At 69.8% G+C, this 12,657-nt stretch carries 20 protein-coding genes; all 20 read left to right on the top strand.

The features are described 5' to 3' along the window. Positions 1-78: 78 nt before the first annotated feature. Positions 79-447: a 50S ribosomal protein L14 gene (rplN, locus tag OM98_RS00100; protein ID WP_010532520.1), complete on the top strand. Its 369-nt coding sequence runs from the start codon at positions 79-81 to the stop codon at positions 445-447. Position 448: 1 nt separating this feature from the next. Further along, on the top strand, positions 449-835 hold the full coding sequence (gene rplX / locus OM98_RS00095; protein WP_010532519.1) for a 50S ribosomal protein L24: 387 nt from the start codon (positions 449-451) through the stop codon (positions 833-835). Between the two features lies 1 nt (position 836). Beyond that, positions 837-1,409, top strand: a complete 573-nt coding sequence (rplE, locus tag OM98_RS00090; RefSeq protein ID WP_010532518.1) for a 50S ribosomal protein L5 — start codon at positions 837-839, stop codon at positions 1,407-1,409. Between the two features lies 1 nt (position 1,410). Next, positions 1,411-1,596 carry a type Z 30S ribosomal protein S14 gene (locus OM98_RS00085; protein ID WP_010532517.1) on the top strand — a complete coding sequence of 62 codons (186 nt, stop codon included), beginning with the start codon at positions 1,411-1,413 and terminating at the stop codon, positions 1,594-1,596. Positions 1,597-1,668: 72 nt separating this feature from the next. Then, positions 1,669-2,067 carry a 30S ribosomal protein S8 gene (rpsH, locus tag OM98_RS00080; RefSeq protein WP_010532516.1) on the top strand — a complete coding sequence of 133 codons (399 nt, stop codon included), beginning with the start codon at positions 1,669-1,671 and terminating at the stop codon, positions 2,065-2,067. Positions 2,068-2,089: 22 nt separating this feature from the next. Next, entirely contained in the window at positions 2,090-2,632 is a 543-nt protein-coding gene (gene rplF / locus OM98_RS00075) for a 50S ribosomal protein L6 (protein ID WP_010532515.1), read from the top strand. 2 nt (positions 2,633-2,634) lie between these two features. Further along, positions 2,635-3,021 carry a 50S ribosomal protein L18 gene (rplR, locus tag OM98_RS00070; RefSeq protein ID WP_010532514.1) on the top strand — a complete coding sequence of 129 codons (387 nt, stop codon included), beginning with the start codon at positions 2,635-2,637 and terminating at the stop codon, positions 3,019-3,021. 37 nt (positions 3,022-3,058) lie between these two features. After that, a complete protein-coding gene (rpsE, locus tag OM98_RS00065; RefSeq protein WP_010532513.1) occupies positions 3,059-3,742 on the top strand; it encodes a 30S ribosomal protein S5 in 684 nt (227 codons plus the stop codon). Beyond that, positions 3,739-3,921: a 50S ribosomal protein L30 gene (rpmD, locus tag OM98_RS00060; RefSeq protein ID WP_029362593.1), complete on the top strand. Its 183-nt coding sequence runs from the start codon at positions 3,739-3,741 to the stop codon at positions 3,919-3,921. Before rpsE ends, rpmD begins: the two co-directional genes overlap by 4 nt. Positions 3,922-3,927: 6 nt before the next feature. Next, positions 3,928-4,386, top strand: coding sequence for a 50S ribosomal protein L15 (gene rplO / locus OM98_RS00055; protein WP_010532511.1), 459 nt, complete (start codon positions 3,928-3,930; stop codon positions 4,384-4,386). 154 nt (positions 4,387-4,540) lie between these two features. After that, positions 4,541-5,845 (top strand): preprotein translocase subunit SecY, encoded by a 1,305-nt coding sequence (gene secY / locus OM98_RS00050; RefSeq protein ID WP_010532510.1) that lies wholly within the window; start codon positions 4,541-4,543, stop codon positions 5,843-5,845. After that, positions 5,842-6,435, top strand: coding sequence for an adenylate kinase (locus OM98_RS00045; RefSeq protein WP_010532509.1), 594 nt, complete (start codon positions 5,842-5,844; stop codon positions 6,433-6,435). The genes secY and OM98_RS00045 overlap by 4 nt, the downstream gene beginning before the upstream one ends. Next, positions 6,432-7,265, top strand: a complete 834-nt coding sequence (gene map, locus OM98_RS00040) for a type I methionyl aminopeptidase (protein WP_010532508.1) — start codon at positions 6,432-6,434, stop codon at positions 7,263-7,265. The genes OM98_RS00045 and map overlap by 4 nt, the downstream gene beginning before the upstream one ends. Before the next feature lie 330 nt (positions 7,266-7,595). Then, positions 7,596-7,817, top strand: a complete 222-nt coding sequence (gene infA / locus OM98_RS00035; RefSeq protein ID WP_010532507.1) for a translation initiation factor IF-1 — start codon at positions 7,596-7,598, stop codon at positions 7,815-7,817. Positions 7,818-7,856: 39 nt separating this feature from the next. Further along, positions 7,857-7,970: a 50S ribosomal protein L36 gene (gene rpmJ / locus OM98_RS00030; RefSeq protein ID WP_010532506.1), complete on the top strand. Its 114-nt coding sequence runs from the start codon at positions 7,857-7,859 to the stop codon at positions 7,968-7,970. Positions 7,971-8,199: 229 nt separating this feature from the next. Continuing rightward, positions 8,200-8,574, top strand: a complete 375-nt coding sequence (rpsM, locus tag OM98_RS00025; RefSeq protein ID WP_010532505.1) for a 30S ribosomal protein S13 — start codon at positions 8,200-8,202, stop codon at positions 8,572-8,574. Positions 8,575-8,680: 106 nt separating this feature from the next. Continuing rightward, the gene (gene rpsK, locus OM98_RS00020; RefSeq protein ID WP_010532504.1) at positions 8,681-9,085 is read left to right on the top strand and encodes a 30S ribosomal protein S11; all 405 of its coding nucleotides are present in this window, start codon (positions 8,681-8,683) and stop codon (positions 9,083-9,085) included. Positions 9,086-9,233: 148 nt separating this feature from the next. Then, on the top strand, positions 9,234-10,229 hold the full coding sequence (locus OM98_RS00015; protein WP_010532503.1) for a DNA-directed RNA polymerase subunit alpha: 996 nt from the start codon (positions 9,234-9,236) through the stop codon (positions 10,227-10,229). 26 nt (positions 10,230-10,255) lie between these two features. Then, positions 10,256-10,738, top strand: a complete 483-nt coding sequence (rplQ, locus tag OM98_RS00010; RefSeq protein WP_010532502.1) for a 50S ribosomal protein L17 — start codon at positions 10,256-10,258, stop codon at positions 10,736-10,738. A 177-nt stretch (positions 10,739-10,915) separates the two neighbouring features. Continuing rightward, on the top strand, positions 10,916-12,657 hold a 1,742-nt coding region (locus OM98_RS00005), incomplete at its 3' end, for an N-acetylmuramoyl-L-alanine amidase (protein WP_010532501.1).

The following is a 12,657-nucleotide window of genomic DNA, read 5'->3' as shown; positions in this document are numbered from 1 at the left end:
GGCAACGGTCCACCATCCGTTCCGCCAGGCTCGGTCCCGCGAGGCGGGTGAGAACCGGCGAGACGACAGGAGTACGGAGTGATTCAGCAGGAGTCGCGACTCAAGGTCGCCGACAACACGGGTGCCAAGGAGATTCTCTGCATCCGTGTTCTCGGTGGCTCCGGTCGCCGTTACGCCAGCATCGGCGACACCATCGTGGCGACCGTCAAGGACGCCATCCCCGGTGGCAACGTGAAGAAGGGCGACGTCGTCAAGGCCGTCGTCGTGCGCGCCACCAAGGAGCGCCGCCGCGCCGACGGGTCCTACATCCGCTTCGACGAGAACGCGGCGGTGATCCTCAAGAACGACGGCGAGCCGCGCGGTACCCGCATCTTCGGGCCGGTCGGCCGCGAGCTGCGCGACAAGCGGTTCATGAAGATCATCTCGCTGGCACCGGAGGTGCTGTGACATGGCAAAGATGAACATCAAGAAGGGTGACCTGGTCCAGGTCATCACCGGCCGCTCGAGCGATGCCGACAAGGCCGCCAAGCGCGGTCTCGAGGCCGGCGACAAGGGCAAGCAGGGTCGAGTGCTCGAGGTCTTCCCGGACACCGAGCGCGTCCTCGTCGAGGGCGTCAACCGCCGCACCCACCACCTCAAGCCGACCCAGGCCGGTGGCGCGGGCGGCATCGAGCAGCGCGAGGCGTCCATCCACGTCTCCAACGTGGCGCTGGTCGACCCCGAGGACAACAAGCCGACCAAGGTCGGCTACCGCGTCGAGACCGTCGAGCTCGAGGACGGCCGCACCAAGCAGGTGCGCGTGCGGTACGGCAAGCGTTCCGGGAAGGACATCTGAGATGACCGAGACCACCACCGCCGAGGCGCCCACCCCGCGCCTCAAGACCACCTACCGCGAGACGATCAAGGGCCAGCTCACCGAGCAGTTCGGCTACGAGAACGTCATGCTGGTGCCGGGTCTGACCAAGATCGTCGTGAACATGGGCGTCGGCGACGCCGCCCGCGACTCGAAGGTCATCGACGGCGCGATCCGCGATCTCGCCGCCATCACCGGCCAGAAGCCGCAGGTCACCAAGGCCCGCAAGTCCATCGCGCAGTTCAAGCTGCGTGAGGGCATGCCGATCGGCGCGCACGTCACCCTGCGCGGCGACCGCATGTGGGAGTTCCTGGACCGCCTGCTGTCCACCGCGCTACCGCGCATCCGCGACTTCCGCGGGCTGTCGCCGAAGCACTTCGACGGCAACGGCAACTACACCTTCGGTCTCACGGAGCAGGTCATGTTCCACGAGATCGACCAGGACCGCATCGACCGCGTGCGCGGCATGGACATCACGGTCGTGACCACCGCGAAGACCGACGACGAGGGACGCGCGCTGCTCAAGCTGCTCGGCTTCCCCTTCAAGGAGAACTGACATGGCCAAGACCGCCCTGATCAAGAAGTCGGAGCGCAAGCCGAAGTTCTCGGTGCGCGCGTACACCCGCTGCCAGCGCTGCGGCCGCCCCCACTCCGTGTACCGGAAGTTCGGGCTGTGCCGCGTGTGCCTGCGGGAGATGGCTCACCGCGGTGAGCTCCCCGGCGTGACCAAGAGCAGCTGGTAAGGACTATCGCCACAGGTCCCCTGACCGCCATCATGCGGCCGAGGGAAACCAGGTGAGGAAGAAGCGACAGACATGACCATGACCGACCCGATCGCGGACATGCTCACGCGGATCCGGAACGCCTCCGGGGCGTACCACGAGACCGTGACCATGCCGTACTCGAAGCTGAAGGCGCGTATCGCCGACATCCTGACGGCCGAGGGCTACATCCTGGGCTGGAGCGAGGCGGAGGCCGAGGTGGGCAAGAGCCTCGTCCTCGAGCTGAAGTACTCCGACAGCCGGGAGCGCGCCATCTCCGGCGTGCGCCGCATCTCGAAGCCGGGCCTGCGCGTGTACGCCAAGTCCACCAACCTGCCGCGGGTCCTCGGTGGCCTGGGCGTGGCGATCCTGTCCACGTCCTCCGGCCTCCTGACCGACAAGCAGGCTGCCCAGAAGGGTGTGGGTGGGGAAGTCCTCGCCTACATCTGGTGAGCGGGAGAGGAGCACTCTAGATATGTCCCGCATCGGATTCCGTCCGGTCCCCGTGCCGGCAGCCGTCCAGAACGTCACCATCGACGGCGACACCGTCACCGTGACCGGCCCCAAGGGCGAGCTCTCGCACCGGGTCCCGGCCCCGCTGACCATCGAGCGGCAGGAGGACGGCTCCCTGCTCGTCCGCCGCCCCGACGACGAGCAGGACAACCGTGCGCTGCACGGCCTGACCCGCACGCTCGTCAACAACATCGTCCTCGGCGTCACCGAGGGCTACGAGAAGAAGCTGGAGATCGTGGGCACGGGCTACCGTGTGACCGCGAAGGGCACCGACCTCGAGTTCGCGCTCGGCTTCTCCCACCCGGTCGTCGTGAAGGCCCCCCAGGGGATCACCTTCGCCGTCGAGAACCAGACCAAGTTCTCCGTCAACGGCATCGACAAGCAGCAGGTGGGACAGGTCGCCGCGAAGATCCGTGGTATCCGTCCGCCCGAGCCCTACAAGGGCAAGGGCGTGCGCTACGCGGGCGAGACCGTGCTGCGCAAGGCCGGAAAGGCTGGTAAGTGATCATGGGGTACGCACTCAAGCACACCAAGGGCAACCGCGGCAGCAAGCTGCGCTCCCGCGGGCGTCGTCACCTCCGCGTGCGTCGCCGCGTCATCGGGACCGCCGAGCGCCCCCGCCTGGTGGTCACCCGCTCCCAGCGTCACGTGTTCGTCCAGGTCGTCGACGACTCCCTGGGCCGCACCGTGGCCTCCGCCTCCACCATGGAGGCCGACCTGCGCGCCGCCTCCGCCACGAAGTCGGACAAGGCCCGCACCGTCGGCACCCTGGTCGCCGAGCGCGCCAAGGCGGCCGGCGTCGAGGCCGTCGTGTTCGACCGCGGCGGCAACCAGTACCACGGCCGCGTGGCCGCCGTCGCCGACGGCGCCCGCGAGGGCGGCCTGGCGCTGTGATCGCCCCCCGGAACCAGGACGAGAAGAGGATCTGAACATGGCTGCACAGCAGCGAAGCAACGGTCCCGCGGCCTCCGGCCGGCGGGACGACACCACCAGCGGCGGCAACGACCGTCGCGGTGGCAACGACCGCGGCGGCCGCCGCGGCGAGGGCCGCGGCCGCGGCCAGGACGCCGAGAAGTCGACCTTCCTCGAGCGCGTGGTGAGCATCAACCGCGTGTCGAAGGTCGTCAAGGGCGGTCGTCGTTTCTCCTTCACGGCCCTCGTGGTCGTGGGTGACGGCGACGGCACCGTCGGCGTGGGCTACGGCAAGGCCAAGGAGGTCCCCTCCGCGATCTCCAAGGGTGTCGAGGAGGCGAAGAAGAACTTCTTCCGCGTCCCCCGCGTCCAGGGCACCGTCGTGCACCCGGTCCAGGGCCACGACGCCGCGGGCACCGTCCTGCTGCGTCCCGCCGCCCCCGGTACCGGCGTGATCGCGGGCGGTCCCGTCCGCGCCGTGCTGGAGTGCGCGGGCGTCCACGACGTGCTGTCGAAGTCGCTCGGCTCGAGCAACCAGATCAACATCGTGCGCGCCACCGTCGACGCCCTGCAGCAGCTCGAGGAGCCCGAGGCCGTGGCCGCCCGCCGTGGTCTCTCCGTCGAGCAGGTCGCCCCGGCGGCCCTGCTGCGAGCGCAGGCCGAGGGCCGCGCGGCGGCTCGTGCGGAGAAGGTGGGTTCCTGATGCAGCTCAAGGTGACCCAGATCCGTTCCGACATCGGCGGGAACCAGTCCCAGCGGGCGACCCTGCGCGGCCTCGGCCTCAAGCGCATCGGTCACTCGGTGGTGAAGGAGGACCGCCCCGAGATCCGCGGCATGATCCGCGCCGTCACCCACCTGGTGACGGTCGAAGAGGTGGACTGATTCCCCATGGTAGACACTGAGAAGAACCCGCTGAAGCTCCACGACCTGCGGCCCGCGCCCGGTTCCAAGACCGCGCGCACCCGCGTCGGCCGTGGTGAGGCCAGCAAGGGCAAGACCGCCGGTCGCGGCACCAAGGGCACCAAGGCCCGTTACCAGGTGCCTGCCGGCTTCGAGGGCGGGCAGATGCCGCTGCACATGCGGCTGCCGAAGCTGCGCGGCTTCACCAACCCCTTCCGCGTCGAGTTCCAGGTCGTGAACCTGTCGACCCTGCAGGAGCTGTTCCCCGAGGGCGGCACCGTGACGGTCGAGGACCTCGTCGCCAAGGGCGCCGTGCGCAAGAACCAGCCCGTGAAGGTGCTGGGCACCGGCGACGTGAGCGTCAAGCTCGACGTCACCGCCCAGAAGTTCTCCGCCTCGGCGGAGTCCAAGATCACCGCGGCGGGTGGGTCCGTCACCACCGCGTGAGTCTCTTTTGACGGGGCATCGCGGCGCAGAATAGCCTGTGCCGCGGTGCCCCGTCGCTGTGCCATCGGGGCCGGTGCGAGGGCGTGACCCCCGGCGGTGCCCGCAGGGACCGCCCCGTCGCGGGCGCGGACCCGGACCATCAGGAGGAAGATCCGTGAACTCGTTCGTGCGCGCGCTGCGCACCCCGGAGTTGAGGAACAAGATCCTCTTCACGCTGGGCCTGCTCGCCGTGTACCGGCTCGGGGTGTTCATCCCGACGCCCGGCTTCGACTACACCAACGTGATGACCTGCTCCGACCAGAGCCAGGCCGCCGGCAGCAGCAGCGTGCTCGGCATGGTCTCGCTGTTCTCGGGCGGGGCGCTGCTGCAGCTGTCGATCTTCTCCCTCGGCGTGATGCCCTACATCACCGCCTCCATCATCATCCAGCTGTTGCGGGTGGTGATCCCGCGCTTCGAGGCCCTGCACAAGGAGGGCCAGTCGGGCACCGCCAAGCTCACGCAGTACACCCGGTACCTCACCATCGGCCTGGCGATCCTGCAGTCCACCACGATCATCACCCTGGTGCGCTCGGGCAACTTCTTCCCCGGCTGCACCCTCGAGCTGATCCCGGACCAGTCGATCCCGGCCCTGGTCCTGATGGTCCTCACCATGACGGTCGGCACCGTGCTGATCATGTGGATGGGCGAGATGATCACCGAGCGCGGCATCGGCAACGGCATGTCCCTGCTGATCTTCACCTCGATCGCGGCGTCGTTCCCCGTGGCCCTCGGCCAGATCTTCGAGCTGCAGGGCTGGCTCACCTTCTCCCTGGTCATCCTCATCGCCCTGCTGGTGATGCTCGGCGTGGTCTTCGTGGAGCAGTCCCAGCGGCGGATTCCCGTGCAGTACGCCAAGCGCATGGTCGGCCGCCGCATGTACGGCGGCACCTCCACCTACATCCCGATCAAGGTGAACCAGGCCGGCGTCATCCCGGTCATCTTCGCCTCCTCGATCCTGGCGCTGCCCACCATGGCCGCCTCCTTCGGCGAGCCCGGCGAGCCGTGGGTCGACTGGATCAACACCCACCTGGTGATGGGCGCGAGCTTCTCCTGGATCTACGCCCTGGTGTACGTCGCCCTGATCATCTTCTTCGCCTTCTTCTACGTCTCGATCACCTTCAACGCGGAGGAGATCGCCGACAACATGAAGAAGTACGGGGGCTTCGTGCCCAACGTGCGCGCAGGCAAGCCGACCGAGCGCTACCTCCAGTACGTCATCAACCGCATCCAGACCCCGGGCGCGATCTACCTGGCGATCATCTCCCTGATCCCCCTGTTCGCGCTGGTGTACCTCGGGGCCTCGCAGAACTTCCCGCTGGGCGGCGCCTCCCTGCTGATCATCATCGGCGTGGGCCTGGACACCGTGAAGCAGATCGACGCGAAGCTGCAGCAGCACCACTACGAAGGGATCCTCCGATGAGCAGCACGACCCCGACCGCCCCCGCCCGTCGCCTGCTGATCGTCGGTCCCCCCGGCGCCGGCAAGGGCACCCAGGCAGCCCGCATCGCCGAGGAGCTGGCGATCCCCGCGATCTCCACCGGCGACATCTTCCGGGACAACGTCTCCCAGGAGACCGAGCTGGGCGTGCTCGCGAAGTCCTACATGGACGCCGGCGAGTACGTGCCCGACTCCGTCACCAACGACATGGTGCGCTCGCGCCTGGCCGAGCCCGACGCCGCGGAGGGCTTTCTGCTGGACGGGTACCCCCGCACCCTCGACCAGGTCGAGGCGCTCGACGGGATGCTCGCCGAGCTCGGCACCCCCCTGGACCGGGTGCTGCTGCTGGAGGCCGACACCGACACCGTCGTGGAGCGCCTGCTGGCCCGCGGCCGCGAGTCCGGCCGCAGCGACGACACCGCGGAGACCATCCGTCACCGGCAGAACGTCTACGCCGAGCAGACCGCGCCGCTGGTCGAGGTGTACGAGTCCCGCGGCATCCTGCGCCGGGTGGACGGCATGGCCTCGATCGAGGACGTCACCGCCGCGCTGCGGGAGGCGCTCGCCCCGTGATCGGACGCGAGCGGGTGGAGCTGAAGTCCCCCGAGCAGATCGCGCTGATGCGCCGCAGCGGGCTGCTGCTGTCCCGGGTGCACGACATGCTCGCCGCCGAGCTGCGCCCCGGCATCACCCCCGCCCAGCTCGACGCCCTCGCCGAGACGATGATCCGCGACGAGGGCGCCACCCCGAACTTCAAGGGCTATCACGGCTTCCCGGCGACCCTCTGCATCAGCGTCAACGAGGTCGTGGTCCACGGCATCCCGGGCGACGTCCCGTTCGAGGCGGGCGACGTGGTCTCCATCGACGGCGGCTGCATCGTCGAGGGCTGGCACTCCGACGCGGCCCGCACGCACATCGTGGGCGCGCCCCGCTCCGCCGCCGACGAACGCCTGGTCGAGGTCACCCGGGAGGCACTGTGGGCCGGCATCGTCGCGCTCGGCACCGCCCGCCGGGTCGGGGAGATCGGCGCCGCCGTCGAGGACCGCGTCGCCGAGCTGGCGGGGGAGGAGCTCTCCCACCTCGAGGACTTCGGCGGCCACGGCATCGGCACCGCCATGCACCAGCCGCCGGACGTGATGAACTACCGCACCCGCACCAAGGGGCCCGCCGTGCGCCCCGGCATGTGCCTGGCGATCGAGCCGATGCTGATCCAGGGTCCCGGGGACTGGGTGCTCGAGGACGACGACTGGACGATCCGCGCCACCGGCGGCGGCCGCGCCGCCCACGAGGAGCACTCCGTCGCCGTCACCCCGCAGGGTCTGCTCGTGCTCACCGCCGCTGACGGGGGAGCGGAGCGGCTGCGCGCCGCCGGCCTCGCCCCCGCGCCCGATCCGATCGCCTGAGCCACTCCGCGCCGACGTCGGCGCGTGAGCAGGGGAGTGACGTGACCGGCATCATCGCCCGGCCCCTCGCGGGTCCCGCAGGGGGCGTGTAGGCTGGTCGATCGGGTGTGTTCCGCGCGCGGACACGGCCCCGGACCCGTTCCGGAGCCCGACACCACCGGCCGTTCCGGCCCCGAGATCCCCTGATCCCGGTGGCCCCGGTCGCCCGCGCACCGGACCGCTCTCGCACCGTCCGGCCCCGCCATCCCGTGGGGCCCGGTGCGAACCGTCAGCGCGGAGATGAATGCGGAACCCGTGCGCCGGACGCCGGCGTCGGGAGATTGGGGAGGCATGGCCAAGAAGGACGGCGTGATCGAGGTCGAGGGCACGGTCACGGAGGCGCTCGCGAATGCGCGCTTCCGCGTCGAGCTCGACAACGGGCACAAGGTGCTCGCGCACATCTCCGGGAAGATGCGCCAGCACTACATCCGCATCCTCCCCGAGGACCGGGTGGTCGTCGAGCTGAGCCCCTACGACCTCGACCGGGGTCGCATCGTGTACCGCTACAAGTGATCGTCCCGGCATCCCCGGAAGCCCCCAACGAAGGAAGTCATGAAGGTCAAGCCGAGCGTCAAGCCGATCTGTGACAACTGCAAGGTGATCCGTCGCCACTCGCGCGTCATGGTCATCTGCTCGAACCCGCGTCACAAGCAGCGCCAGGGCTGAGCGAGGAGCTCATCCCCGGTCCGCCGTGACCACGCCACCGAAGCGGTGGCCGCCCCGGGAGTAGCCGGGGCACCCGCCCGCCCCAGGCGGGCACCACAAGTGAAGAGACGACACCACCGGGAGCCCGCGGGCGACCGGTCACCCGCAGATCGGAGGCTGCGGCGTCCCGGGAGCAGCCCGGCGGCGAGGTGTCGGATCAGGCCTCCGCACGAATGAGGAGTAACTGCACATGGCACGTCTGGTGGGAGTCGACCTTCCGCGCGAGAAGCGCCTCGAGGTCGCCCTGACGTACATCTTCGGCATCGGCCGCACCCGCGCCCAGGAGACCCTGGCCGCGACCGGCGTCCCGGGCGAGAAGCGGGTCCGCGAGCTCAGCGACGACGAGCTCGTCCAGCTGCGCGACCACATCGAGGAGAACTACCGGATCGAGGGCGATCTGCGCCGCGAGATCTCGGCCGACATCCGCCGCAAGGTGGAGATCGGCAGCTACGAGGGCCTGCGGCACCGTCGTGGTCTCCCCGTGCACGGTCAGCGCACCAAGACCAACGCGCGCACCCGCAAGGGCCCCAAGCGCACCGTCGCGGGCAAGAAGAAGGCTCGCTGACCCACGGTTCTCCGTGGACCGGTCCGGGGCTGGCGCCCCGGGACCCCCGAACTCGCGCCGCTGAGGGATCCGGCGCACCCCATACCCACCAGAGGAGTTCTGCCGCATGGCAACCAAGACCCGCCAGGGAGCCGCGCGCAAGCCGCGCCGCAAGGACAAGAAGAACGTCGTCAACGGCCACGCCCACATCAAGAGCACGTTCAACAACACGATCGTGTCGATCACGGACCCCACCGGCGCCGTGATCTCCTGGGCCTCCGCCGGCCAGGTCGGCTTCAAGGGCTCGCGCAAGTCCACCCCCTTCGCCGCGCAGATGGCCGCCGAGGCCGCCGCGCGCCGCGCCCAGGAGCACGGCATGAAGAAGGTCGACGTCTTCGTCAAGGGCCCGGGCTCGGGCCGCGAGACCGCGATCCGCTCCCTCTCCGCGACCGGGCTGGAGGTCGGCTCCATCCAGGACGTCACCCCGCAGGCGCACAACGGCACCCGCCCCACCAAGCGCCGCCACGTCTGATCCGCGTCGGTCCCCGGTGTCCTCACCGGCGGGCCGACCCCGGTTCCCGGCGCGCCCCGGCGTGCCCCGGGACCACCGCTCCACCCCTCCCGGACTCATCACCCCCTTCTGAGCGTCATATGGCGGACGCTCGCGGAAAGGACCCACAGTGCTCATTGCACAGCGCCCCACGCTGACCGAAGAGGTCGTGTCGGACAATCGCTCCCGGTTCGTCATCGAGCCGCTCGAGCCGGGCTTCGGCTACACGCTCGGCAACTCGCTGCGCCGTACCCTGCTCTCCTCCATCCCCGGTGCCGCGGTCACCTCGATCCGCATCGACGGCGTGCTGCACGAGTTCAGCACCGTCCCCGGGATCAAGGAGGACGTCACCGAGATCATCCTGAACGTCAAGAACCTGGTCGTCTCCTCGGAGAACGACGAGCCCGTCGTCATGTACCTGCGCAAGGACGACGAGGGCGCGGTCACCGCCGGGGACATCACCCCGCCGGCCGGCGTGGAGATCCACAACCCCGAGCTCCACATCGCGACCCTGAACGACAAGGGCCGCCTGGAGATCGAGCTGATCGTCGAGCGTGGCCGCGGCTACGTCTCCGCCGCCCAGAACAAGGCCCTGGACGGCGAGATCGGCCGCGTCCCCGTGGACTCGATCTACTCGCCCGTCCTGAAGGTCACCTACAAGGTCGAGGCGACCCGTGTCGAGCAGCGCACCGACTTCGACAAGCTGATCGTCGACGTCGAGACCAAGCCGGCCATCTCCCCGCGCGACGCGGTGGCCTCCGCCGGCAAGACCCTGGTCGAGCTGTTCGGCCTGGCCCACGAGCTGAACCAGGAGGCCGAGGGCATCGACATCGGCCCCTCCCCGACGGACCAGGCGATGGCCGCTGATCTGGCGCTGCCGATCAACGACCTGAACCTCACCGTGCGCTCGTACAACTGCCTGATGCGCGAGGGCGTCCATACCGTCGGCGAGCTCACCGCGCGCAGCGAGGCGGACCTGCTGGACATCCGCAACTTCGGGCAGAAGTCCATCGACGAGGTCAAGGCGAAGCTGGCCGAGCTCGGCCTGTCGCTGAAGGACTCCCCGGCCGGGTTCGATCCCTCGGCCCTGGACTCCTACTCCGACGACTTCGGCGACCAGTACTGACCTTCATCTGACCAAGGAGAACGACCATGCCTGCTCCCACCAAGGGCGCGCGCCTCGGAGGGTCCCCCGCGCACGAGCGGATGATCCTCGCCAACCTCGCCACCGAGCTGTTCCGCCACCGGGCGATCACCACCACCGAGACCAAGGCCAAGCGCCTGCGGCCCTACGCCGAGCGTCTCGTCACCCAGGCCAAGAAGGGCGATCTCGCCTCCCGTCGTCGCGTGTTGCGCACCATCCGTGACAAGGGCGTCGTGTACTCGCTGTTCGAGGAGATCGCCCCGATCTTCGCCGAGCGCCCGGGCGGCTACACCCGCATCACCAAGATCGGCCCCCGCAAGGGCGACAACGCCCCGATGGCCGTCATCGAGCTGGTGCAGGAGGAGTACTCCCCCAAGCAGGCCGTGGTGAAGGAGGCCGAGGGCGCCGCCAAGAACGCCGCCAAGGCCGATGCCCCCGCGGAGACCGCTGCCGCGGAGACCCCCGCGGAGGACACCGCCTCGGAGAACTGAGCGCCGCGCCACAGTGCGCGACCGCCCCGGAGGGCGGGATGTCGGGTTCGCCCCGATATCCCGCCCTTCTGGCATATCCGCAGCTCGCAGCCTCCACGGCCGGGCGGGGCGGGTGCGTTAGCGTGCCCGGTGGGTGCCGTCCCGGCGCCCGACCGTCCCCGACCCCGGAGCTTCCCCATGTCCGAGATCCGCCCCTCCGCCCCCGAGTCCCCCGCCCGCCGCGGACTGAGCCGTCGCGGCCTGTTCGCCGCCACCGCAGCCTCCGTCCCCGCCACCGCCGTGGTCGCCGGGACCGCCCCCGCCTGGGCCGACCCGGAGGACGAGACGCGCATCATCGACGTGGACCTCGCCGACGCGGCCACGACGACCGTCGACGGCACCACCGTGCGCGAGGTCGCCGAGGAGGGCGTCACCATGGTCGGTGCCACCTGGAAGGGCGACCACCCCGACGTGCTCGAGGTCCGGGGCCGGCTCGCCGCGGACGGCTCCTTCACCGAGTGGTTCGCGATGGAGGACCTCGTGAGCCTCGAGGCGGAGGAGGAGTCCGAGACCCAGGAGGCGACCAGTGCCCAGGCCATCTGGCTGGGCGGCGCCTGCTCCCTGGTGCAGATCCGTGCCGAGCTCGGCGGCAGCGAGCTGGGCGAGGAGATCACCGCGCACCTGATCGTGACGACCCAGACCGCGGCCGACGAGGAGCTGGCGGCGCAGACCAACCCGCGTGCCCGCATGACCTACCGCGACGGCGAGCGGCCGGGAGTCGGGGCCCCACTGGTCGTCATGCGGGACACCTGGGGAGCGAACGAGTCGCTCACCTCCGGCTCCCCCCGCTACGCCTCCGGACTGAAGGCGGCCGTGCTCCATCATTCCGGCGGGTACAACAGCTACACCGCGGCGGAGGTGCCCGGACTGCTCCGCGGCTACCTGGCGTACCACACTCAGACCAACGGCTGGGCGGACCTGGGCTACAACGCGCTGGTCGACCGCTTCGGCACGATCTACGAGGGCCGTGCGGGCGGCCTCGAGCGCCACGTCATCGGTGCGCACGCGACGGGATCGAACACCGGCACCGTCGGGGTCTGCATGATCGGCAACCACTCCTCCTCGTCCGCCTCGTCCAAGGCCCTCAACGCGGTCGCCTACATCATGGCGTGGAAGCTCGGCGGGGCCTACGTCTTCGACGTGGACGACCGCGTCACCATCGACTCCAAGAGCCAACGTCGCGTCTTCGGGCACCGGGATGCAGCCAGCGTCTCCACCGCGTGCCCCGGTGGCGCGGCGTACTCCCAGATCAGCGGCCTCCGGGACCTCGTGCAGCAACGGTTGGACGATGACTACCGCACCTCCGCCTACGACGCGTACCTTGCGGTCGGGGGTCGGTCCACGCTCGGCACCGTCTCCCGGATCGCCCGCGTCGTGGACGGGGTCGAACGCACCGATTTCTCGACGGGCTGCGCGATCCTGGTGGACGGGGACTCCGTCGTCGTTCTCGACCGCAACGGCGACCCCTTCGTCGACTACGACGTCTCGGGGGTCATCGAGGACAAGTGGCTCGAGAAGGGCGGCTTCGCCGGGCTGGGGCAGCCGACCAGCGAACAGCGCGAGGTGCAGGGCGGCCTGCAGCAGGACTTCGCCCAGGGCACGATCACCTGGTCTCAGGCCACCGACGCGCACGTCACCCTCGGCAGCATCGGGCGCAAGTGGACCCGGGCCGGGGGGATCGACTCCGTCTACGGGTTCCCCGACACCGATGAGTCGCGGGTGCTGAACGGGACGGCGATTCGGCAGGATTACGTGTCGGGGTCGATCTTCCATAAGCACGGGGTGGGGACGTTCGGTGCGCATGGTCGTATCGGTGAGGCGTGGGAGGACGCCGGGGGCATCGATTCGGTGTATGGGATGCCGATCAGTGATGAGCGGCG

This window comes from Brachybacterium squillarum M-6-3 (assembly GCF_000225825.1).
Classification (GTDB): domain Bacteria; phylum Actinomycetota; class Actinomycetes; order Actinomycetales; family Dermabacteraceae; genus Brachybacterium; species Brachybacterium squillarum.
The sequence above is the reverse complement of the archived record's forward strand: the minus strand, read 5'-3'. Positions and strand labels throughout refer to the sequence as shown.